Genomic DNA, 21,076 nt, shown 5'->3' with positions numbered 1-21,076 from the left:
CTCGAAAAATTGAGCGGCTTATAGCTCCAAGCATCGGCTTTGCATAGCCGATGTCAGGGCTATCGGGCTCAATCTGCCCCTTTTGGGCACTCCAGATGCACAAAAGTCAATTCAAACGATTTAACCGACCCGCCGCCATCCAGAAAACATCCGTTTTCGAAGGGCGGCGGGCGAATTCGGACAGCGATCATATCACGCTTGCATCAGCGCTACACGCGCTCGCCATTCACCACGCGGTAGCTCGGCGAATACATCGTCACCAGCTCTTCAGCGGCCGTCGGATGAACCGCCATGGTGCGGTCGAAATCATCCTTGGTGCAGCCGGCTTTCAGCGTGATGCCGAGAAGCTGCGCCATCTCACCCGCTTCGTGGCCGAGAATATGCACGCCAACGACCTTGCGGTCGGCGGCATTGACGATCAGCTTCATGATCGTCTTTTCCTGGCGGCCGGAAAGCGTTGCCTTCATCGGCCGGAACTGGGCGCGATAGACTTCCAGCTCCGGATATTTCCTGCCCGCTTCCTCTTCCGAAAGACCGACGGTGCCGATTTCCGGCTGCGAGAACACCGCCGTTGCAATCAGCTCGTGATCCGGCTTGGTCGGGTTGTTCTTGTATTCGGTCTCGATGAAGCACATGGCCTCGTGGATCGCCACCGGCGTCAGCTGTACCCGGTCGGTGACGTCGCCCAGCGCGAAAATGCTCGGCACGTTGGTGCGCGAATAATCATCAACGATGATCGCGCCGCGCGCATCCAGCTTCACACCGGCATTTTCCAGACCCAGACCCTTGGTATTCGGATCACGGCCGAGCGCCAGCATGACCAGGCCGACATGCAGTGAGCTGCCCTGCTTGGTGCGCGCCACGAAACCATCGGCACCATCCTTGCTGACTTCCTCGATGATATCTTCGAGAATGATGCGGATGCCCTTGGCCTCCATCGCCTCATGCAGGCCCTTGCGCATGTCGTGATCGAAACGCGAGAGGATTTCCTTGCCGCGATAGATCAGCGTCGTTTCAACACCGAGACCGTGGAAGATATTGGCGAATTCAACAGCGATGTAACCGCCGCCGGCGATCAGGATCGATTTCGGCAATTCTTCCAGATTAAATGCTTCGTTGGACGAGATCGTCAGCTCGTGGCCGGGCAACGCCCTGTGCTCGTTCGGCGTGCCGCCGACGGCAATAACGATACGCTCTGCCGTGAAGGTCTCACCGGTTTTTGTCAGCTTCACGGTATGGGTATCGACCAGTTCGGCGCGGCTGTCGAAAATATCGGCCTTGGCGTTTTCCAGCCCCTTGCGATACAGCCCCTCGAGACGGGTAATTTCCTTGTCCTTCGCCGCGATCAGCTTTTTCCAGTCGAAGCTGCGCTCACCAACGCTCCAGCCGAAACCTTCGGCGTCCTCGAAATGTTCGGGGAATTGCGAGGCGTAGACGAACAGCTTCTTCGGCACGCAGCCGCGGATGACGCAGGTGCCACCATAACGGTATTCTTCAGCAATCCCCACGCGCTTGCCGAGCGAGGCCGCCACGCGGCCGCTTCTCACGCCGCCCGAGCCGCCACCGATGACGAAAAGATCGTAGTCATAAGCTGTCATAGTCAAAACCCCTGATCAAAACCACGCCATCAGCCCTCAAGGCGAATGGTGGCGTCTTCACGGCACATATAGGTGCTGCGACGCACAAATGAAAAGCCCGGTCTTGCGACCGGGCTTTGAATATTTCTGAATTGTCTGTTCATTCAATCAGGGCTTGGGAGCAGCCGGAGCGCCGCCCGTGGCGTTCTGGTCGGCCGGAAGCGGCTTCAGATCAGCGCCGGCAACCTTCTGCAGTTCAGACATGCTGGACGCGTTGAGATCGCGGTTGATGCCGGCAGCCCAGATATCGGCGGCCTTCATCAGTTCGCGCGTGGCGATAGGGCCATCCTTCAGAAGCTTCTTGCCCGCTTCGCTGCTGTAGAAGGCGGAAATGGCGTTCAGCTCTTCAACGCTGAAGGCGCGCGCATAGGTGAGTGCAGCCTCGCGTTCCAGATCGGCGCGGCGCGGCGCAAGCTCGAGAGCCTTGGCATCGACGGTCTCGGTGATGGCGTCTTCGACGTTCGGCGAGGCCTGAATGAGTTCGGCCTTCAGACGCTCGGCCAGTCCAGGCAGAATGTCGTCAAAACGGTCGGTAACGCCAAGAGAGGCGATTGCCTGCCGTGCGGCAGCAACATGCGCTTCCGAAATTTCCTGAGCGCGTACGGCAGTACCGAACACAACGCCGGAAATGAGGATCGAAGCAGCGGCAGCTTTGCCCAGTCCCGCTAGTTTGATCATGAAAATCTCGCTCCTGTTATACTGCCTGCATCACGCGGGCGCCTTCAGGACCCGCGATAATGGCAAGCGATGCCAAATTTATGAAAAGTCCGTGCTCGACGACACCGGGAATCGTGTTCAGCTCGCGTGCTAGCGCTTCTGCATCAGGAATACGGCCAAAAGATGCGTCGAGGATAAGGTGTCCGCCATCCGTCATGAAGGCGCCGTCGCCGGATGAACGCATTGTCAATGCGCCCGAAAGACCGGATCGAGCCGCCAGCTTTTCAATGGCGATGCGTGTCGCCACCTGGCCGAACGGGTTGATTTCGATGGGAAGCGGAAAGGCGCCCAGCGTCTCGACGACCTTGCTCTGGTCGGCAATGACGATCACGCGGGCAGATGCTGCCGCAACGATCTTTTCGCGCAGAAGAGCACCACCGCCGCCCTTGACGAGGCGCAGCGCATGATCGACTTCGTCAGCGCCGTCGATGGTCAAATCCAGTTCCGGCAATTCATCGAGAGATTTCAGTGGCACGCCAAGCTCGACGCAGAGACGCGCGGTGCGCTCGGATGTCGGAACACCCTCGACTTTCAGGCCGGCAGCGACCTTCTCGGCCAGAAGCCTGACGAATTCCTCGGCCGTCGAACCCGTGCCGATACCAAGCCTCATCCCGTCTTGCACGTGGGACAATGCGGCCTCGGCGGCCTTGATCTTCATCTGGCGGGCATCCATGTGCCTGAAACTCCGGTAGCTTTGTCGTCGCCGTGCTGTTTACACGGGTCGAAAGCCAAACGAAAGCCTTTTTCAAGCCAACGAACAGAACGTTGTGACGCGGTTGCAAAGACAGGCCCGTTTGCCTAGGCTTGGCGCGAATGAAAGCACCGACACCTCGACACCCGCATTCTCCAAGAGGCCCGTTCCCGTGACATCCCGCCCGCTCTCTCCGCTTGCCATTTTCGATCTCGACGGCACGCTCGTCGATACCGCCGCCGACCTGGTCTCGAGCCTCAACCACACCATCGCCGTTGCCGGCCTTGCGCCCGTCACCTATGACGACCTGACCCACCTTGTCGGCCAGGGTGCGCGGGTGATGATCAAGCGGGCTTTCGCATTGCGCCAGACGGAACTGCCGGAAGCCGAGATCGATCCGCTCTATGAGCGTTTCATCACCCATTACCGCGCCGAAATGCCGGGTGAAAGCCGCCCCTATCCCGGCATCGTCAACACGCTGGATGCGCTCTCGGAAGCCGGTATCACGCTTGCCGTCTGCACCAACAAGACTGAAATCCTCGCTGTGCCGCTGCTCGAAAAACTGGGGCTGACGCGATATTTCGCGGCCATCACCTGCGGCGATACCTTCGCCTTCCGCAAACCGGATGCCCGCCATATTCTCGGCACCATCGAAAAGGCCGGCGGCGATAGCAGACGCTCGATCATGGTCGGCGACAGCATCAACGATATTCTCGCCGCAAAGAACGCCGGCGTACCGTCGATCGGCGTGACCTTCGGTTACACGGATGTGCCGATGGCCGAGCTGGAACCTGACGTCGTGATCGATGATTTTGCAGCACTGACGCCCGATCTGGTGGGCCGGTTGCTGACCGGACGCGACGCGGCGGCGTAAACCGCCGTGATATCCGCAGCTTCGCCATGGTCGATCACAAATTCTTCTTTCCCCGCACCGCCGTCAGCATCATCGCCATTGGCGATACCGGCGAAGCCCTGCTTCTGAGAGCGGTGCTGGAAAGCCTTGGCGCATCGGTCCGGCTGCATCTTCCCGGCACTCCGGAAGATATTCTGGTGTGCCTGAAACAACCCGACAACCCGCCGCCCTATCTCATCATCAGCGGCCATGGCGATGAAAACGGGCTTGTGGTCGGCGAATTCGACCCTGAAGTGACCCGGATGGAGTTGCTGGACACCAGCATGCCCGCCGAAGCGTTCCTCGGAACCGTCGATCTGCGCGAGACCGTGGTTTTCAGCACGGCCTGCTGCACGGGCTCCGGGGCTTTCGCCAAAGCCTTTATCGAGGGCGGTGCAAAAGCCTATGTGGCGTCATCAGGTTATCCAGACGGTGCCGCGACACCGCTGTTCGTGCATTTGTTGTTTTATGAACTGCTCGTCCGCAAATCGCCGCCGGAAGAAGCGCTGAGGCTCGCCAGCCTGCTTGATAGCGATGACGAACTGGCGTTCGAACTCTTCAAGCCACAAACCCCGGAACCATAAGCGGGCGAAACAAAAAAAGCGCCGTTTCCGGCGCTTTTCTCTCAATGCGATTTATCAGATCGACGCGGCCCGCGCCTTTGTCGTCACGGCAAACGCCTTCTGCACATAGCTGTCACGATCATAGACGTCATCGAAGAACTGCACCTTGCCGTCCTTGTCCGGCCAGGCGGTGAAATAGGCGACATAGACCGGGATTTTCACCGGCACCTGCACGGCGCGGTTCTTGCCCGAAGCAATCTGCTCGCCCACCTTGTCGACGCTGGTGCCGAGAACCGCAGCCGCCATGCGGCGCGGATCGACCAGACGGATACAGCCATGGCTCAGCGCCCGCATGTCGCGGTTGAAGAAGCTCTTGGCCGGTGTGTCATGCATGTAGATCGCATGCGCATTGGGGAACAGGATTTTCAGGTCGCCCAGCGCATTGTCGCTGCTCGGCGGCTGGCGCACGGAAACGGCGTTGGTCGAGCCATACCAGTTGACGCTGGTGGAGGAGACCGCGCGGCCGCCCACCTGCACTTCATAACCCAGCCGGTCGAGATAGGAGGGATCGCGGCGCAGCTTCGGCAGCATCTCGTTGACGATGATCGACTGCGGCACGCCCCAATAGGGATTGAACTCGACAGTCTGGATTTCGTCCTGGAAGAAATAGGTCTGGTTGGCCTTGGAGCCGACGACCACCTTCATGCCGAACTGTTCCACGCCATCATTGTGGTAATAGGCCATGAAAGCCGGCTGGTTGATAAGGACGTAACGCTGGCCGAGATCGGCCGGCAGCCAGCGGATCTGCTCCATGGCCACCTGCACCTTGGCGATTTTCGCCTCGTTGCTTTCGCCAACCATGGCGCGAACAGTGGCGCGGCCGATGACGCCATCCGGCTTGAGGCCGTTTTCGCTCTGGAACGCCTTCACCAGATCGACGAGGTCAGGCGTATAGTCCTGCGTCTGCTGGTAGCCCGAAATGATCGCCGCATGTTCGGCCTTGAAGGCCGGCGAAGCGCGATGTTCGATCGCCTTGACCACATTGGCCATGTCGGCGCTGCTATTGCCGGGCTTCAGCACCAGATCGGCGGGAACACGGACGGTATGAGCCGCATCGCCCTCACCGCGCAGGCGGGCCAGGTCAGCCTTCAGCGCCTGATATTCGGCACTCGATGGTTCGCGGCTGCGCAGATAGGCAGCAACATCGGGGCTGAGGCCAGCAAGCTTCAGCACCGGCGCGAGGTTTACCGTCTTGCGCTTGAAATCATGGTAACCGGAGAGCCGGTTCGGATCGACACGGCCGCGGGTCGTATCCTGCACATAGGCCAGAACCTTGGCAGACAGCGCCAGTTCGAACCGCATCTGCGCCCGCTGATAGGCGTCGGAGGTCGATGCCGATGCCGTTTCCACCGGTGTACCGGTTGCCGTCGTGCCCGTGGCATTGCTGCTGATGCTGGCGGTCACATCCTTTGCCGGTGCGGAAATGCTGTAATCGGCCGGATCGAGACCGCTTTCGCCAACCGTCTCGAAGAAGGCGATGACGGCGTTGGCACGCTCGGTCAACTCGCCGCCGGAAACCCACAGCGTCTTGCCGCCGGCGCCGTAATAGGCTTCCAGTGCCTTGGCGATTTCAGGCGTGGCGCTGAACTTCAGATTGGCGAGATCGTCACTGAAATTGGCCGTGTTCACGGCGCGGGCGGTATCTGCCTTGTAGTCGTAATAACGCGGGCCGGAAACGCGCGGCAGGGGCTCGGGATCGGAAGCATCGGCGCTCGGTCCTGAAACCGACGGCGAGGTGACGATACCGGCTGGCGGCAACTCACCACGGTCACGCGCAACCTTGCCCGGGCCGCCGCGCAGAAGGTCCATCAGCGTTACCGCAGCGGCGCTGCCGGGAAGAGCGGTGGAAACGGAAAGACCGAGAACCAGCACCAGCGCTGCCGATGTTTTTCCAGATGTGACTTGCAATTTGATCCTCGTAGCACCCAGCACCGCCAGAAAAACGGCGGGCATCAGTTTCATGCCTGTCTAGCCGATCAACGGCCCGTTGAAAAGAAACGCCCAAAGTTCACAACCGTGCCGAAATGAACCTTATGATACAGCCAAAGCCATAAAAACGTAATTTCCAGAATTGGCGAGAATGGTTAAATTTCTATTTATTTCATTCACTTTGCCGTGGCTCCCAGCACCACCCACATGCCACCGAAAGCCCGGTTTTCCGGTCATTTCGCGACGTAGTAAAAATGCCACGCCGGTTCGTTTTTCACCCCGGCCCTGCGCTCGTGTCGAAATCGCCCTAACGCGGCGGGAAATATCTGCCTCTGCCGCATTGCAGCGCTTTCATTGCCGGCGCGATGATTCTATATATCGGCCGCGCAAGGCGGGCGAAGGCGCCGTTTTGGCGGAGGAACACGAGTAAAAAGGCAAGATTGATGACAGCCACACGGACGGAAACCGATACATTTGGACCCATTGAAGTTCAGGCCGATCGCTATTGGGGCGCGCAGGCGCAGCGCTCGCTCGGCAACTTCAAGATCGGCTGGGAAAAGCAGCCCGCCTCTGTCGTTCGTGCGCTGGGCATCGTCAAGCAGGCTGCCGCCCGTGCCAACATGGCGCTGGCGGGTCTCGACCCCAAGGTCGGCGACGCCATCATTGCCGCCGCACAGGAAGTCATCGACGGCAAGCTGACCGAGCATTTCCCGCTCGTCGTCTGGCAGACCGGCTCCGGCACCCAGTCCAACATGAATGCCAATGAGGTGATTTCCAACCGCGCAATCGAAATGCTCGGCGGCGAAATGGGCACCAAGAAGCCCGTCCACCCCAATGACCACGTCAATATGAGCCAGTCCTCGAACGACACCTACCCGACGGCGATGCACATCGCCTGCGTGGAAGAGATCGTTCACCACCTGCTGCCCGCCCTCAAGCACCTGCACAAGGCGCTGGAAGCCAAGGTCAAGCAGTTCGAGAAGATCATCAAGATCGGCCGTACCCACACGCAGGATGCGACCCCGCTGACGCTCGGGCAGGAATTCTCCGGCTATGCCGCGCAGGTCGCCTCCGCCATCGCCAACATTGAAACCACCCTGCCCGCGCTCTCCAAGCTCGCCCAGGGCGGCACGGCCGTCGGCACGGGCCTCAACGCTCCCATCGGTTTTGCCGAAAAGGTTGCCGACGAGATTTCCAAGATCACCGGCCTTTCCTTCGTCACCGCGCCGAACAAGTTCGAAGCGCTCGCCTCGCATGATTCCATGGTCTTCTCGCATGGCGCGATCAATGCGGCTGCCGCAGCGTTGTTCAAGATCGCCAACGACATCCGCTTCCTCGGTTCAGGCCCGCGCGCCGGTCTCGGTGAATTGTCGCTGCCGGAAAACGAGCCCGGCTCGTCGATCATGCCGGGCAAGGTCAACCCCACCCAGTCGGAAGCACTGACCCAGGTCTGCGCCCACATCTTCGGCAACAATGCAGCGCTCTCCTTTGCCGGTTCGCAGGGCCACTTCGAGCTCAACGTCTATAACCCGATGATGGCCTACAACTTCCTGCAGTCGGTCCAGCTTCTGGGCGACGCCGCCGTCTCCTTCACCGACAATTGCGTCGTCGGCATCGAGGCCCGCGAAGACAATATCAGAAAGGGCGTCGAAAACTCGCTGATGCTGGTGACGGCGCTGAACGGCAAGCTTGGCTACGACATCTGCGCCAAGATCGCCAAGACCGCGCACAAGAACGGCACAACGCTGCGCGAAGAAACCGTTGGTGGCGGATACCTCACCAACGAGGAATTCGACCAGTTTGTACGCCCGGAAAACATGATCGGCCCGAAATAAGCCGGTCACATGCAACGGACATGAAAACGGGCCTTCGGGTCCGTTTTTGTTTGTTCGATTGACACGCCGCAGGCCGGCCGTGACATCGCTGGCGCGAACCGGAATATCCGGTTGCCTCCATATTGTCCTGTTGGTTTTTTATATCGGCCTCTTACACTGCAATTCCGGGGGAATACCGGATCCAAATTCGCGATGAGGATGACGCCATGATCTGCCGCCGCAGTCTGCTTCTTGCGGGCGCATTCCTCGCAACGGCGATGAAAGTCCCCAACCTGTTTGCTGAGAACAATCGATCTCGCATTGCCCTCTGGCCCGGCCTGTCTCCCGGTGGCGGCGGCCCTGACGGCCCTGCGGAAATCAGCAAAAAAGGCGCCGTCACCAATATCGCCATACCAAGCCTTGAGATATTTGCCCCTGACACGCCCAATGGGGCCGCGATGATCATAGCCGGTGGTGGCGGATATAAACGCATAGAGGAAGGCAAGGAATCCTATCCCGCCGCACGCTGGCTCGCGGCCAGAGGCATTTACGCTTTTGTCCTCAGCTACCGCCTGCCAATTGAAGCATGGGCCGCCGGGCCGCTCGCACCGCTCCAGGATGCGCAGCGCGCATTTCGTCTGGTGCGTGCACGCGCCCCGGAATGGCAGATCGATCCCCACAGGGTCGGCGCGCTCGGCTTCTCTGCTGGCGGGCACTTGATGGGGCTCGCGGCCGCCCGTTCGGCGTTCACGTCTTACGAAGGCGTCGATGACATCGACAGGCAATCAGCCCGGCCGGATGTCGCAGCGCTGATCTATCCGGTCATTACGCTTGCAGCTCCCTATGACCACACATCAACCCGCAGATCGCTCGTCGGCAGGCACCCGGCAGATGAAGCAACGCGGCAATGGTCGGTGGAAAGTCACGTGAGCAAAGACTGCCCTCCGGTCTTCCTCACACAGGCGGATGATGACCGGATTTCCAATCCCGCCAACAGCCGTATCATGCAAGAGGCCTGTGAAAAGGCTGGTGTGGATGTTGAACTTCATCCAATAGCGTCAGGCGGCCACGGCTTTGGCATGGGTAAGGCCGGCACCCCAACGGAAAAGTGGCCAAGCTGGTACGAGGCGTGGCTGCGGAGACAGAACTTTCTGGCATGAGGCAGCCCGGCGATCCACCGCACCGTGCATCTTCGGACTAGTTGTACCCTCTCCTCCGTCACCCTCGGGTCAAGCCCGAGGATGACGGAGCAAGACGCATCGTCGAAACTTTGGCGGCGAGTGCGTGCACAAAAAAAAGGGCCGCTGTCGCGACCCTTTTCATATTCTTCAAACCATCAAACCAGCCGGCTCTGCTCCACCGCCGCTTCAACGAAGCTGGCGAAAAGCGGATGCGGGTCGAGCGGGCGGCTCTTCAGTTCAGGGTGATACTGAACACCAATGAACCACGGGTGGTCAGGATATTCCACCGTTTCCGGCAGCACACCATCCGGAGACATGCCCGAGAAGACGAGGCCGCATTCTTCCAGCCGATCCTTGTAGTCCACATTCACCTCGTAGCGGTGACGGTGGCGCTCGGAAATATCCGTGGTGCCGTAGATATCGGCGATCTTGGTGTCTTTCTTCAGCGCCGCCTTGTAGGCGCCGAGACGCATCGTACCGCCGAGATCGCCCTTGGAGGAACGCTTCTCCAGCTCGTTGCCCTTCACCCATTCGGTCATCAGGCCAACAACAGGCTCGGACGTCGGACCAAATTCGGTCGAAGAGGCATTTTCGATGCCGGCGAGATGACGGGCCGCTTCCACGACCGCCATCTGCATGCCGAAGCAGATGCCGAAATAGGGCACGTTGCGCTCACGCGCGAACTGCGCCGCCATGATCTTGCCTTCCGAACCGCGCTCGCCGAAGCCGCCGGGCACCAGAATGCCGTTGACCTTTTCGAGATAGGGCGTCGGATCTTCCTTTTCGAAGACCTCCGACTCGATCCATTCCAGCTTGACCTTGACGCGGTTGGCAAAACCGCCGTGATGCAGCGCCTCGATCAGCGACTTATAGGCATCCTTGAGGCCGGTATATTTGCCGACGATCGCAATCGTGACCTCGCCTTCCGGCGTGCGGATACGGTTGCAAACCTCTTCCCACTGTTCCAGACGCGGCTTCGGCGCCGGCTCGATGCCGAACGCGGCCAGCACTTCCGAATCGAGGCCTTCCTTGTGGTAGGCAATCGGAACGTCATAGATATTCGCCACATCCAGCGCCTGGATGACGGCGGAAGGACGCACGTTGCAGAACAGCGAAAGCTTGCGGCGTTCGGCTTCCGGAATTTCCCGGTCGGCGCGCACCAGCAGGATGTCGGGATGAATGCCGAGCGCCTGCAGTTCCTTGACGGAATGCTGGGTCGGCTTGGTCTTCAATTCGCCAGCCGCCGGAATATAGGGCATCAGTGTCAGGTGAAGATAGATCGCCGTGCCGCGCGGCAGGTCGTTGCCGAGCTGACGGATCGCTTCCATGAACGGCATCGCCTCGATGTCACCCACCGTGCCGCCGATCTCGCAGATGACGAAGTCGTAATCGTCATTGCCTTCGATCACGAAATCCTTGATCTCGTTGGTGACATGCGGAATGACCTGAACCGTTGCGCCGAGATAATCGCCGCGCCGTTCCTTGTCGATGATGTTCTTGTAGATGCGACCGGTGGTGATGTTGTCGGTCTTGGTGGCCGAACGCCCGGTAAAGCGTTCATAGTGGCCAAGGTCGAGGTCCGTCTCGGCACCGTCATCCGTCACGAACACTTCGCCGTGCTGTGTCGGGCTCATGGTGCCGGGATCAACGTTCAGATAGGGGTCGAGTTTGCGAAGCCGCACCCGATAACCACGGGATTGCAGCAAAGCTCCGAGTGCCGCAGCTGCGATGCCCTTACCGAGAGAGGAGACCACGCCGCCTGTGATGAATACATATCGCGCCATGGGATTCACCGGATACCTTTTTACCTCTGATTCCGCCAGCCCAAATTTCATGCTGTTACAAATTCGCTGTTGACGAATGTGTAATTCAACTGGCCGGAATACGAACAAAAGAAAACCGGCAGGCTTTTGGCCTGCCGGAGCGTTAAATCAGAACCGGGCTTATTGACCGGTCGGAACTGCGTTCGGATCGGCGGGCTGCGCCGGTGCCGGAGCGGCCGTACCGGAAGCGGCCGGAGCCGTCTGTGCGGGTGCGGCTGCGCCACTATTGGTCGGAACGCCATTTCCAGCCGGAGCCGGTGTTGCGGGCGTCGTTGCCGGGCCGAGCGTGTCGAGAATGCCGTTGCCCTGGCCCTGTGTGGCCGGAATACGGTTCAGGATGTCGGTCGGGCGCGATTCGTAGCGGGTCATAAGACCAAGGCCGAGCGACGTCAGGAAGAACAGCGCGGCGAGAATCCCCGTCGTGCGGGTCAACGCATTGGCCGTTCCGCGCGCGGACATGAAGCCCGAACCGCCGCCGATACCGAGGCCGCCGCCTTCGGAACGCTGGATCAGGACCACGCCGACAAGCGCCAGCACGATCATGAGGTGAATAACAATCAAAACGGTCTGCATGACAATCCATTCCATGCCCCGCGCGGAGCACTACAAAGAAGGTTTCGCGGCTCTTTACATGAGGCGAAGGTTTATTCCAAGCCCCTTTCCAACCCCTGTGACAGGAAAGCTGGTCTCAGGCCGTCAGTTGCTCATATGCCGCATAGATGGAAAGGAAGTCCGAGGCTTTCAAGCTGGCGCCGCCGATCAGCGCGCCATCGACGTTCTCGACGCCCATCAGTTCCAGCGCATTGGCGGGTTTCACCGAACCGCCATAGAGAATGCGCATGGTCTTGCCGGCTTCACCGAAGCGCTTGACGAGCTCGTCGCGCATGAAGGCATGGGCCTCGCGCACGTCCTGCGTGGTGGGGGTGAGACCGGTGCCGATCGCCCAGACAGGCTCATAGGCGATGACCGTATTTTCAGCCGTCGCTTCATCCGGCAGCGAGCCAGCCAGCTGGCGCTTGAGAATATCGAGCGTCTGGCCAGCCTTGCGCTCATCCGCCGTCTCGCCAATGCAGACGATGGCGATGAGATCGGCCTGATGGGCGGCCACGGCCTTGGCACGCACCAGATGATCCGTCTCGGCGTGATCGGTGCGGCGCTCGGAATGGCCGACGATGACATGGGTGCCGAAGCAGTCGGCAATCATTTCGGCGGAAATATCGCCCGTATGTGCGCCGGATGCATTCTGATGGCAATCCTGTCCGCCGATCATCAGCGGGCTGTCATCGCACAGCGCCGTTGCCACATAAAGCAGCGTCGAGGGTGGGCAGATCAGCGCATCCACCTTCTCGGACAGTGCGCCCTTGACGCCCTCTGCCATGGCCTTGATCTGATCGAGCGAGGCACGCGTGCCGTTCATCTTCCAGTTTCCGGCAACAAGCGGTCGAACATTCGGCGTCATGCGTATCCCATTCCCTTTGTCTCGAGGCTGCCGCCTTTGGCAGCACCCCTTCCCTCAGCCGTCTCACGGCCCATAATCGCGACAGAAACACTGCCGGAAATCCCGGGATATTCCTTTAAACGGCCCCGGCGATAAATGGTACAAAAAAGCGGTCCGAAGGTTCAAAACGACGGCCAATTTCTGAAAATTCGCCACCGCTGACCCAAAACAGCGGCCTCAGCGACTTAAAATCCAGTTCAAAACCGCCCGCCAGTCGGTCATGCGCACCGGCGTTCCGTGGCTGCCGGTCTCGAACCGCGTAAACCGCGCCGGCTCCCCGGCCTTCAGCAATGCACGAAAGATCGTCGCTTGGCTGTCGGCCGAATAGACCTTGTCAGCACTGCCATGGGTGAACCAGACCGGTTTCTTCGCTTTGGCAAAGGCGCTTTTCGGAAAATCGGGATCGACCGCACCACCAAGGATCGCCATACCCTTGAGATTGGCGACCGCAAGCTTGTCGCGGCTGATGCCATAACAGATGAAACTGCCCATTGAGGCGCAGGTGAGCACGACAGGCTTTCCGCCCGACTTTTTGGCCGCATCGGCAATCAGCGCCGCAACATCGGCAACGCCGTTTTCATCGAAGGAGCGCACGCTCGGAACATAATAGGTTCCGCCATTGGCCACCGCGAGATTTTTCAGCCGATTGAAATTGCCGCCGAACGTATAGTCGTTCATGCCGAGCCGCCGGTCGCCGCCGCGTCCATGGATGAAGATGACCGTGAAGGCCTGCCCGCTTGCCGGCCCGACGCGGCCGACCTCAAGCGCCCTTCCCTCAACCGACACCGTTTCCAGCGCCTGCGCCTTCTTCGGCGTCATATCCACATATTGCCGCTTCACCCGCCGCTCCGGCACCTCGTCGCGGCCGTTGATGTCGCGCATCTCCTGATAATCGATGACTTCCGACGCGCCGCCATCTCCGGTGGAAAGCACCGTCTGGCTGGAAAACAGCTCGTCCTTGAAGGGGCGCAGCGGCCCATCGGCAGCGGAAGCAGCGCCCGGCATCACCGCAACAGTCAGGCAGAAAAGAGTACAAAACGTGAAATGAGCTGTGGACATGACTTGGTTAACCGTTCATTCGTGGCTGCGAGACTTGCCATCACAAAGGCGGCGGCGCAATCCTCCTGTTGCGAAACCCTGACATGGGTCTTGGCGTATGGCGCGCCGCGTTCGGCCACATGGCTTACACGTTTGGCGCTATAATCGCCTCATATACAAAATGATTCGCCTGGCGAAATTCTGACGACACTATTTTTGAACCTTGGACATGATGGACGACAGCAACGATCTCTTCTCCGGTCTTCCGGCGGCACAAAACAGCGAAACGGAAACGAACGAGGACGCGGGCAAACCCGTGAAGGCCCCGGCGACCGCAGCCGCGAATGTGAACGTGCAGCCGAAACCCGCAGCCGTTGCGGCCGTCACGCCGCCTGCCCCGCCCGCGCCAGTGTCTCCTTCCGGTGACGACTACGGCGCCTCCTCGATCCGCGTGCTCGAAGGGCTGGAGCCGGTGCGCATGCGTCCCGGCATGTATATTGGCGGCACCGATGAAAAGGCGCTGCACCACCTGTTTGCCGAAGTCATCGACAACTCCATGGACGAGGCCGTCGCCGGCCACGCCAATTTCATCGAGGTTCATCTCGATGCCGAAGGTTTTCTGACGGTCACTGATAACGGCCGCGGCATTCCCGTGGAAAACCATCCGCAGGTTCCCGGAAAATCCACGCTCGAAGTCATCATGACCAAGCTGCATGCCGGCGGCAAGTTCGACGGCAAGGCCTATGAGACATCGGGCGGTCTGCACGGCGTCGGCGTATCCGTGGTCAATGCGCTTTCCGATCTTCTCGAAGTGGAAGTGGCCCGTAACCGCAAGCTTTATCGCCAGCGTTTTTCGCGCGGCGCGCCGATTGGCGGGCTTGAGGAACTGGGCGACGTGCACAACCGCCGCGGCACCCGCGTGCGTTTCCATCCCGATCCGCAGATCTTCGGTGATCATGCCAAGTTCGAACCGGCCCGCATCTTCCGCATGGCCCGGTCCAAGGCCTATCTCTTTGGCGGCGTTGAAATCCGCTGGAGCTGTGATCCCGGCATGGTGCCGGCCGGTGGTGAAATCCCCGAAAAAGCCGTGTTCCATTTCCCCGGCGGCCTCAAGGACTACCTCGCCGCCACGCTCGGCAAGGAATTCACCGTCACCCGCGAGATTTTCTCCGGCCGCACCGAAAAAACCGGCGGCCACGGCGCGCTGGAATGGGCTGTCACCTGGTATGGCGGCGACACGCAGATCCATTCCTATTGCAACACCATTCCGACACCCGAAGGCGGCACGCATGAGGCCGGTTTTCGTATTGCGCTCACCAAGGGCCTGAAGAATTATGCCGAACTGACGCAAAACAAGCGCGCCAAGGACATCACCACCGATGACGTGATGATTTCGGCGGCCGGCATGCTCTCCGTCTTCATCCGCGAACCGGAATTCGTCGGCCAGACCAAGGACAAGCTGGCAACCGTCGAGGCCCAGCGCATCGTTGAAAATGCGCTGCGCGATCCCTTCGACCATTATCTCGCCGGCAATCCGGGTGAAGCGGACAAGCTGCTCGACTGGGTGATCGAGCGCGCTGAAGAGCGCCTGCGCCGTCGCAAGGAAAAGGAAGTCAACCGCAAGACCGCCGTGCGCAAGCTGCGCCTGCCCGGCAAGCTGGCGGACTGCGCCCAGAACACCGCCGAAAATGCCGAACTCTTCATCGTCGAGGGTGACTCGGCTGGCGGCTCGGCCAAGCAGGCGCGCAATCGCGCCAACCAGGCCATCCTGCCGCTGCGCGGTAAGATCCTCAACGTCGGCAGCGCCAGCCGCGAAAAGCTCTCCGCCAACCAGCAGATCGCCGATCTCATTCAGGCGCTCGGCTGCGGCACCCGCACGAAATATCGCGAGGAAGACCTGCGGTATGAGCGCATCATCATCATGACCGATGCCGATGTCGACGGCGCCCATATCGCCTCGCTGCTCATCACCTTCTTTTACCAGGAAATGCCGGAACTCATTCGCGGCAACCATCTCTATCTGGCCGTGCCGCCGCTCTATGTCATCCGTCAGGGTGCCAAGAGCGCCTATGCCCGCGACGACGCCCACCGCGCCGAGCTGATGGAAACCGTCTTCAAGGGCAAGAAGGTCGAAATCGGCCGCTTCAAAGGCCTTGGCGAAATGATGGCGCAGCAGCTTAAGGAAACCACCATGGATCCCGAAAAGCGCACCCTGCTGCGCGTCGAGATCGACGACGTGGATTTCGAAGGCACCCGCGAGGCCGTCGACAATCTGATGGGCACCAAGGCCGATGCCCGCTTCCGCTTCATTCAGGAACGGGCGGCGTTTGCGGATAATCTGGATATCTGATTATCCAGACGGCCCCTTGAAAGGCAGCGCCCCGCGCTGCCTTTTGTGTTGATGCGGAGGAAACATCATGCGGATAGTGCTGACAGGCAGCTCCGGCCGGGTCGGCCGCGCGATTTTCAGTGCGCTGGCCGGCCGGCACGATGTCACGGGCATAGACCGCTCCCCCTTCTCCACAACCCATATCGTCGGCGATTTCGCCGACAGGATGCTTCTGCAGAGAGCTTTCGAGCGGGCTGATGCGGTAATCCATACCGCGGCCCTTCATGCCCCGCATGTCGGCTGCGTGCCAGACGCCGAGTTTCAGCGTATCAATGTCGATGGCACCCGCATGGTCGCGGAAGCGGCAATGGCGGCAAGCGTTAAGCGGCTGGTCTTCACCAGCACCACGGCGCTCTACGGACACGCGGTTTCAACGGGGAGCTGCACCTTTATCGATGAAGATACGCCGCCCCAGCCAAAAAGCATCTATCACCGTACGAAGCTCGAAGCCGAGCATCTGCTCAAAGAAATGGCCAGCCCGCGTCTCGCCGTGCGCGTGCTGCGCATGTCCAGAAGTTTCCCGGAGCCCGCTGACGTAATGGCCGCCTATCGGCTGCATCGCGGCGTCGACATCCGTGATGTCGCAGATGCTCATGCACTGGCACTCGGCAATACGGGAGAAAATTTCCAGCACTATATCATATCGGCAGCCACCCCGTTTTCCGCTGATGATTGCGACGCCCTCGCCAGGGATGCGCCTTCCGTTCTCCGGCAGCGGACCCCGGCCCTTGCAGACGCGTTCGCGCGGGAGGGTTGGGCGCTGCCGATGACCATCGATCGGATCTATTCACCGGCCCGCGCCGCAAAGGGACTTGGCTGGACATCCCGGTTCGGCTTCGAGGACGTATTGGCCGGGCTTGCCCGGCGCAGCCTGGAAGTCCTGCCTGTAGGCGCCAGCATCAGCAGAAAATCCGAGTAAGCGCCGACCTTATGCCGCAACATCCTCGCGAACCCCGAGAATACGGTCGATCAATCCCCACTCCAGAGCCTGTTCCGCCGTCATGAAGAAATCCCGGTCCATGGCCGCTTCGAATTTTTCATAGCCGTGTTTGCAATGCTCGGAATAAAGCCGCGTCATGCGGTGCTTGGTCAGCCGCATCTCCTCGGCATGGATCAGCATGTCCGAAGCCTGCCCTTGAAAGCCGCCCAGCGGCTGGTGAATGTGGATGCTGGCATTGGGAAGCGCCGTGCGCTCACCCGGTTCACCCGCCATCAGCAGAAACGATCCCATGGAACGGGCCGTTCCCATGCACAGTGTATGAACCGGGGCGCGGATGTAATGCATGGTGTCATACATTGCCAGACCACTGGTCACCACGCCGCCGGGCGAATTGATATAGAGATGGATCGGCTTCTTCGGGTTCTCCGCCTCCAGAAACAGCAATTGCGCGCAGACCAGCGCGGAAACCGTATCGTTGACCTCTCCGTTGAGGAAAATGATCCTCTCCCGCAACAGGCGGGAATAGATGTCGAAAGACCGTTCTCCCCTTGAGGATTGTTCGACTACCATGGGGACGAGTTGCATCGCTTCGCGCATTGGCGAACTCCTGTCGTCTGAAAATGTCGGGGAACGTGCCTGTCAGGCGGCGAGCTTGATCGGCGAACCGTTGTGGTTGGCAGCCGCCTTTACCACCCGTGCGGGCTTGATGGCGGGCATATCATGAATGATCCGCAGGCTGGTGCCGCCACGGTCATTCGATGCGATCGTGAAGGTGACGGTGCTTTCCAGAAAGGGCGGATTATCGTCGCGCAGCCTGTATCGCACCTCCTCGCCGGGTTTGCTGTCGATTGCTTCCGGTTCCGCCAGAGCCTCTACCGGCAACCATATGGCGCGAAACGCCGGAATGCTGATCGCCCGCCACACCTTCTGCGGCGGTTCGTCGAGATCATATTCAAGCTCGATAGCATCAGAAGATGCCGGTTTTTGCCTGTTCATTGATCCATATCCTTCAGCAGCAGCTTCAGAGCTTCGATACGCTGTGGCCAATAGGCGCGGTATTTGCCAAGCCACGTCGCAATGCGCGTCAACCCGTCCGGATCGACCTCGTAATTGACGAAACGGCCCTGTCGCCGTTCCACCACAAGCCCGGCCCCCCGCAGCACCGAAAGATGCTGCGACATGGCCGGCTGGCTGATGTCGATGCCTTCGCGCAGCGCGGAAGCATTCATGGCGCCATCCGCCAGCTTTTCAAAAATGGCACGGCGCGTGGGGTCCGCCAGCGCCCGGAAAATATCATTCTCAGTCATGACCAACACATAAGCACGTACTTATGTGATTCGCAAGCCTCGCCCGTTCACGAGCACCATATTTTTCGTCCCCGCATTACCCTGGCAGTGAACGCTTTACCCCCTCGCGCGTTTGCATCGCGCCTGATATCTTCGGGCCGGGAGCGATAAAAACAAGTGACTGCATTTACGGCCTTCATCATCATTCTTCTCATCCTCATTGGGCCGAGCCTGTTTGTCGTCATCGGTAAACAGCGGGAAAAGGCCATTCCCAAACGCCCCTCCACCGCCCTTCCCGTTGACGAAGATGAAACGGCGCTGGACCGCCACTGGCAGTCGATCAGGAACGGCTGGAACGAGAAGAATGCGCTTTGCCTGCTGCATTCCAATCTCGATGCCTTTGCCGTGCGTGTGGCCGCGACACGCGCCGCCGGGCGCAGCCTCGACCTTATGTATTACATGTGGAATGCCGACCTGACCGGACGATTGATGATGCGCGAAGTCATCACCGCCGCCGATCGCGGCGTGCGCGTGCGCCTGCTTCTCGATGACCTCGGCGTCTCCATGTCCGACCGTATCTTCCACGCCATCGACAGCCATCCCAATATCGAACTCAGGCTGTTCAATCCCACAAGGGCACGGGAAAACATCCTGCATCGCAGCCTCGAACTGGTGCTGCGCTTTCGAAGCGTCAACCGGCGTATGCACAACAAGGCATGGATTGCCGACGGGCGGGCAGTGATCGTCGGTGGTCGCAATATCGGTGACGCCTATTTCGATGCCGCCGAACGGGCGAATTTCCACGATTTCGACATTCTCGGTTTCGGCAGGATCGTTGGCGACGCCACCGAAATATTCGACGATTACTGGAACAGCGCCGTTTCCGTGCCGGTACGCTCGTTGCTGGCACGCAGACCGAACAAGCTTGCCAAATTGCGGCGCGAACTGGATGCTCTGCCGCAAAGTGAAGCCGCCAGACCCTATCTCGAGCGTGTCGAGAGCCAGTACGGCCGCGATCATTTCCTGATGTCGGATCGCCTGCACTGGGTCGATACCGCAGATGTGCTGGCCGATCCGCCGGAGAAAGCAGCCGGGAAACGCCGCAAGGGCCATAATTTCCTGATGGAGAGCCTGCTGCCGCTGATGCAGGCAGCAGGCGAGAGCCTGCACATCACCTCCCCTTATTTCATTCCCGGCAAACAGGGCGTGGAGATCTTCCTCGATCTTGCAGAACGCGGCGTGTCTCTCGCCATCCTCACCAATTCCCTGGCCGCAACCGATGTCGCCGCCGTTCACGCCGGTTATGCCCGTTATCGAAAGCCGCTTTTATTGGGTGGGGTGCGCCTGCATGAATTGCGCTCGCAGGCCGACCAGGGCAGCTTCACCCTGCGCGGTTCGGGACAGGCGAGCCTGCACACCAAGGCCTTCACCCGCGACGGCAAGACCGGCTATATCGGCTCGCTCAATTTCGACCCGCGCTCCGCCTCGCTCAACACGGAAATGGGCGTTGTTTTCAATTCACCACCGCTGGTGGCCCGCATGGACGAAATATTCACCGAAGAAATCCGCCGCACGATGAGTTTCGAACTCGACGTCGATAATGGCAAACGCATCGTCTGGATGACGGAAGAACAGGGCCAGCCGAAGACCTACCGGCGCGAACCGGACGCGGCCATCAGCCGGCGGATCATCGCCGGCATCATGCGTTTCCTGCCGCTTGAATCACAGCTTTGACGAAAGAAGGCCTCGCTCAGGCCGCCGGCCTCACCCCGGCCTTGGCCAGCTGTATCTGCACCAGCGTATCGAGGTTCTGGTTGACGCGACAATAAAATTCCTCGTCGATGAAGGGCCGCAGCATGAAATCATTGCCGCCCGCCTTCAGGAACCGCGCCGACAAAAGCCTGTTGGTGGAGGACGACACGCCGATGATGCGCAGCTCATGCGACCCGCGCACGGTGCGGATGCGCCGCGTCAGTTCGAAACCATCAATGTCGGGCATGTTGTAGTCTGTGACCACAAGGCCGATATCGGGATTGGCCTTGAGGATTTCCAGCGCCTTCGCACCGCTGTCGGCAAGGCTGACGCGGAAGTTATATCGCTTGAGGCGGCTCGACAGCAGCGCCCGCGCCGTCGGGCTGTCATCGACGATCAGCACATGATGGCGGTGGTTGGTGAGGAACCGGCAGACCGATTCCGTCAGCATGTCCACGGCGAAAATATTGTCCTTCAGGATGTAATCGACCACATCCTTGGCTATCAGCGTCTCGCGCGTCGCCTCATGAAACGTGCTGGTAAAAACAATGGTCGGGATCGAAAGATCGATCAGATATTCCAGCGCCTCACCCTTTTCCGCCCCCGGCAGGTTGATGTTGGAAATCGCCAGCGTCACCGGTTCTGGAGAATGTTCGTAACAGGCCTGCAACTCCTCGAAAGAACGGCATACCTCCACGGAAACGCCCAGCATTTCCTTGAGCCGCATGCTCACCATCTGGGTGAACACATTGCTGTCTTCCGCCAGTAAAATGCGGTTGTTGGTAAAAGGCACGCCAGAATATTGCATGCCCGTAATGCCCAGGAAATTCATTCTGCCCCGATCCCCCATCGTATGTGAGGAAAAC

19 protein-coding genes are annotated in these 21,076 nt (G+C 59.9%); 7 read left to right on the top strand and 12 right to left on the bottom strand.

What is annotated here, in order from left to right:
- Nucleotides 1–209 precede the first annotated feature (209 nt).
- From gor to rpiA, 3 genes are all read right to left on the bottom strand, one after another.
- Entirely contained in the window at nucleotides 210–1,598 is a 1,389-nt protein-coding gene (gor, locus tag M0412_RS04865) for a glutathione-disulfide reductase (protein WP_269699641.1), read from the bottom strand.
- 147 nt (nucleotides 1,599–1,745) lie between these two features.
- Entirely contained in the window at nucleotides 1,746–2,315 is a 570-nt protein-coding gene (locus M0412_RS04860; RefSeq protein ID WP_046800065.1) for a DUF2059 domain-containing protein, read from the bottom strand.
- A 16-nt stretch (nucleotides 2,316–2,331) separates the two neighbouring features.
- On the bottom strand, nucleotides 2,332–3,027 hold the full coding sequence (gene rpiA / locus M0412_RS04855; protein ID WP_003502924.1) for a ribose-5-phosphate isomerase RpiA: 696 nt from the start codon (nucleotides 3,025–3,027) through the stop codon (nucleotides 2,332–2,334).
- Between the two features lie 190 nt (nucleotides 3,028–3,217).
- On the opposite strand from rpiA, the gene M0412_RS04850 reads away from it, so the two are divergent.
- Nucleotides 3,218–3,919 carry an HAD family hydrolase gene (locus M0412_RS04850; RefSeq protein ID WP_269699642.1) on the top strand — a complete coding sequence of 234 codons (702 nt, stop codon included), beginning with the start codon at nucleotides 3,218–3,220 and terminating at the stop codon, nucleotides 3,917–3,919.
- A gap of 26 nt (nucleotides 3,920–3,945) precedes the next feature.
- On the top strand, nucleotides 3,946–4,521 hold the full coding sequence (locus M0412_RS04845; RefSeq protein WP_269699643.1) for a hypothetical protein: 576 nt from the start codon (nucleotides 3,946–3,948) through the stop codon (nucleotides 4,519–4,521).
- A 54-nt stretch (nucleotides 4,522–4,575) separates the two neighbouring features.
- Here the strand turns inward: M0412_RS04845 and M0412_RS04840 are convergent, their stop codons facing one another.
- Nucleotides 4,576–6,432, bottom strand: coding sequence for a murein L,D-transpeptidase (locus M0412_RS04840; RefSeq protein WP_269699834.1), 1,857 nt, complete (start codon nucleotides 6,430–6,432; stop codon nucleotides 4,576–4,578).
- Nucleotides 6,433–6,932: 500 nt separating this feature from the next.
- Here M0412_RS04840 and fumC point away from each other — a divergent pair, with 500 nt between their 5' ends.
- On the top strand, nucleotides 6,933–8,324 hold the full coding sequence (gene fumC / locus M0412_RS04835; protein WP_142839837.1) for a class II fumarate hydratase: 1,392 nt from the start codon (nucleotides 6,933–6,935) through the stop codon (nucleotides 8,322–8,324).
- A 206-nt stretch (nucleotides 8,325–8,530) separates the two neighbouring features.
- Complete coding sequence (locus M0412_RS04830; protein WP_269699644.1) at nucleotides 8,531–9,463, top strand: alpha/beta hydrolase; 933 nt, start codon at nucleotides 8,531–8,533, stop codon at nucleotides 9,461–9,463.
- A 176-nt stretch (nucleotides 9,464–9,639) separates the two neighbouring features.
- Here the strand turns inward: M0412_RS04830 and M0412_RS04825 are convergent, their stop codons facing one another.
- The 4 genes from M0412_RS04825 to M0412_RS04810 form a co-directional block, all read right to left on the bottom strand.
- Entirely contained in the window at nucleotides 9,640–11,268 is a 1,629-nt protein-coding gene (locus tag M0412_RS04825; RefSeq protein ID WP_161991195.1) for a CTP synthase, read from the bottom strand.
- Nucleotides 11,269–11,427: 159 nt separating this feature from the next.
- A complete protein-coding gene (secG, locus tag M0412_RS04820; protein WP_142839840.1) occupies nucleotides 11,428–11,880 on the bottom strand; it encodes a preprotein translocase subunit SecG in 453 nt (150 codons plus the stop codon).
- Between the two features lie 115 nt (nucleotides 11,881–11,995).
- Nucleotides 11,996–12,766 carry a triose-phosphate isomerase gene (tpiA, locus tag M0412_RS04815; RefSeq protein ID WP_052818385.1) on the bottom strand — a complete coding sequence of 257 codons (771 nt, stop codon included), beginning with the start codon at nucleotides 12,764–12,766 and terminating at the stop codon, nucleotides 11,996–11,998.
- Between the two features lie 216 nt (nucleotides 12,767–12,982).
- Complete coding sequence (locus M0412_RS04810; protein ID WP_269699645.1) at nucleotides 12,983–13,864, bottom strand: alpha/beta fold hydrolase; 882 nt, start codon at nucleotides 13,862–13,864, stop codon at nucleotides 12,983–12,985.
- A gap of 208 nt (nucleotides 13,865–14,072) precedes the next feature.
- Here M0412_RS04810 and parE point away from each other — a divergent pair, with 208 nt between their 5' ends.
- Together parE and M0412_RS04800 are read left to right on the top strand one after the other, a co-directional pair.
- Entirely contained in the window at nucleotides 14,073–16,193 is a 2,121-nt protein-coding gene (gene parE, locus M0412_RS04805; RefSeq protein WP_269699646.1) for a DNA topoisomerase IV subunit B, read from the top strand.
- A 67-nt stretch (nucleotides 16,194–16,260) separates the two neighbouring features.
- Nucleotides 16,261–17,151, top strand: coding sequence for an NAD(P)-dependent oxidoreductase (locus tag M0412_RS04800; protein WP_269699647.1), 891 nt, complete (start codon nucleotides 16,261–16,263; stop codon nucleotides 17,149–17,151).
- A 9-nt stretch (nucleotides 17,152–17,160) separates the two neighbouring features.
- Here the strand turns inward: M0412_RS04800 and M0412_RS04795 are convergent, their stop codons facing one another.
- Genes M0412_RS04795 through M0412_RS04785 form a run of 3 tightly spaced genes read right to left on the bottom strand, consistent with a single transcriptional unit; the run spans nucleotide 17,161 to nucleotide 18,479 of the window.
- Nucleotides 17,161–17,769 carry an ATP-dependent Clp protease proteolytic subunit gene (locus M0412_RS04795; protein ID WP_269699648.1) on the bottom strand — a complete coding sequence of 203 codons (609 nt, stop codon included), beginning with the start codon at nucleotides 17,767–17,769 and terminating at the stop codon, nucleotides 17,161–17,163.
- Between the two features lie 42 nt (nucleotides 17,770–17,811).
- A complete protein-coding gene (locus M0412_RS04790) occupies nucleotides 17,812–18,168 on the bottom strand; it encodes an SRPBCC domain-containing protein (protein ID WP_269699649.1) in 357 nt (118 codons plus the stop codon).
- Nucleotides 18,165–18,479, bottom strand: a complete 315-nt coding sequence (locus M0412_RS04785; protein WP_269699650.1) for a helix-turn-helix transcriptional regulator — start codon at nucleotides 18,477–18,479, stop codon at nucleotides 18,165–18,167. Before M0412_RS04785 ends, M0412_RS04790 begins: the two co-directional genes overlap by 4 nt.
- A gap of 156 nt (nucleotides 18,480–18,635) precedes the next feature.
- Between M0412_RS04785 and M0412_RS04780 the strand changes: the two genes are divergently transcribed.
- The gene (locus M0412_RS04780; protein WP_269699651.1) at nucleotides 18,636–20,192 is read left to right on the top strand and encodes a phospholipase D family protein; all 1,557 of its coding nucleotides are present in this window, start codon (nucleotides 18,636–18,638) and stop codon (nucleotides 20,190–20,192) included.
- Nucleotides 20,193–20,208: 16 nt separating this feature from the next.
- On the opposite strand, the gene M0412_RS04775 is transcribed toward M0412_RS04780, so the two are convergent.
- Nucleotides 20,209–21,042 carry a response regulator gene (locus tag M0412_RS04775; RefSeq protein ID WP_269699652.1) on the bottom strand — a complete coding sequence of 278 codons (834 nt, stop codon included), beginning with the start codon at nucleotides 21,040–21,042 and terminating at the stop codon, nucleotides 20,209–20,211.
- Nucleotides 21,043–21,076 lie beyond the last annotated feature (34 nt).

This window comes from Agrobacterium sp. O3.4 (assembly GCF_041414895.1).
Taxonomy (GTDB): domain Bacteria; phylum Pseudomonadota; class Alphaproteobacteria; order Rhizobiales; family Rhizobiaceae; genus Agrobacterium; species Agrobacterium cucumeris.
Note: the sequence above shows the minus strand (reverse complement) of the source record. Positions and strands in the feature narration are given on the sequence as shown.

Excerpts from the sequence above, each read along its gene's own strand:
- gor (WP_269699641.1), bottom strand. The coding sequence starts at position 1,598 with ATGACAGCTTATGACTACGATCTTTTCGTCATCGGTGGCGGCTCGGGC.
- M0412_RS04860 (WP_046800065.1), bottom strand. The coding sequence starts at position 2,315 with ATGATCAAACTAGCGGGACTGGGCAAAGCTGCCGCTGCTTCGATCCTC.
- rpiA (WP_003502924.1), bottom strand. The coding sequence starts at position 3,027 with ATGGATGCCCGCCAGATGAAGATCAAGGCCGCCGAGGCCGCATTGTCC.
- M0412_RS04845 (WP_269699643.1), top strand. The coding sequence starts at position 3,946 with ATGGTCGATCACAAATTCTTCTTTCCCCGCACCGCCGTCAGCATCATC.
- fumC (WP_142839837.1), top strand. The coding sequence starts at position 6,933 with ATGACAGCCACACGGACGGAAACCGATACATTTGGACCCATTGAAGTT.
- M0412_RS04830 (WP_269699644.1), top strand. The coding sequence starts at position 8,531 with ATGATCTGCCGCCGCAGTCTGCTTCTTGCGGGCGCATTCCTCGCAACG.
- M0412_RS04825 (WP_161991195.1), bottom strand. The coding sequence starts at position 11,268 with ATGGCGCGATATGTATTCATCACAGGCGGCGTGGTCTCCTCTCTCGGT.
- secG (WP_142839840.1), bottom strand. The coding sequence starts at position 11,880 with ATGCAGACCGTTTTGATTGTTATTCACCTCATGATCGTGCTGGCGCTT.
- tpiA (WP_052818385.1), bottom strand. The coding sequence starts at position 12,766 with ATGACGCCGAATGTTCGACCGCTTGTTGCCGGAAACTGGAAGATGAAC.
- M0412_RS04810 (WP_269699645.1), bottom strand. The coding sequence starts at position 13,864 with ATGTCCACAGCTCATTTCACGTTTTGTACTCTTTTCTGCCTGACTGTT.
- parE (WP_269699646.1), top strand. The coding sequence starts at position 14,073 with ATGATGGACGACAGCAACGATCTCTTCTCCGGTCTTCCGGCGGCACAA.
- M0412_RS04800 (WP_269699647.1), top strand. The coding sequence starts at position 16,261 with ATGCGGATAGTGCTGACAGGCAGCTCCGGCCGGGTCGGCCGCGCGATT.
- M0412_RS04795 (WP_269699648.1), bottom strand. The coding sequence starts at position 17,769 with ATGCGCGAAGCGATGCAACTCGTCCCCATGGTAGTCGAACAATCCTCA.
- M0412_RS04790 (WP_269699649.1), bottom strand. The coding sequence starts at position 18,168 with ATGAACAGGCAAAAACCGGCATCTTCTGATGCTATCGAGCTTGAATAT.
- M0412_RS04785 (WP_269699650.1), bottom strand. The coding sequence starts at position 18,479 with ATGACTGAGAATGATATTTTCCGGGCGCTGGCGGACCCCACGCGCCGT.
- M0412_RS04775 (WP_269699652.1), bottom strand. The coding sequence starts at position 21,042 with ATGAATTTCCTGGGCATTACGGGCATGCAATATTCTGGCGTGCCTTTT.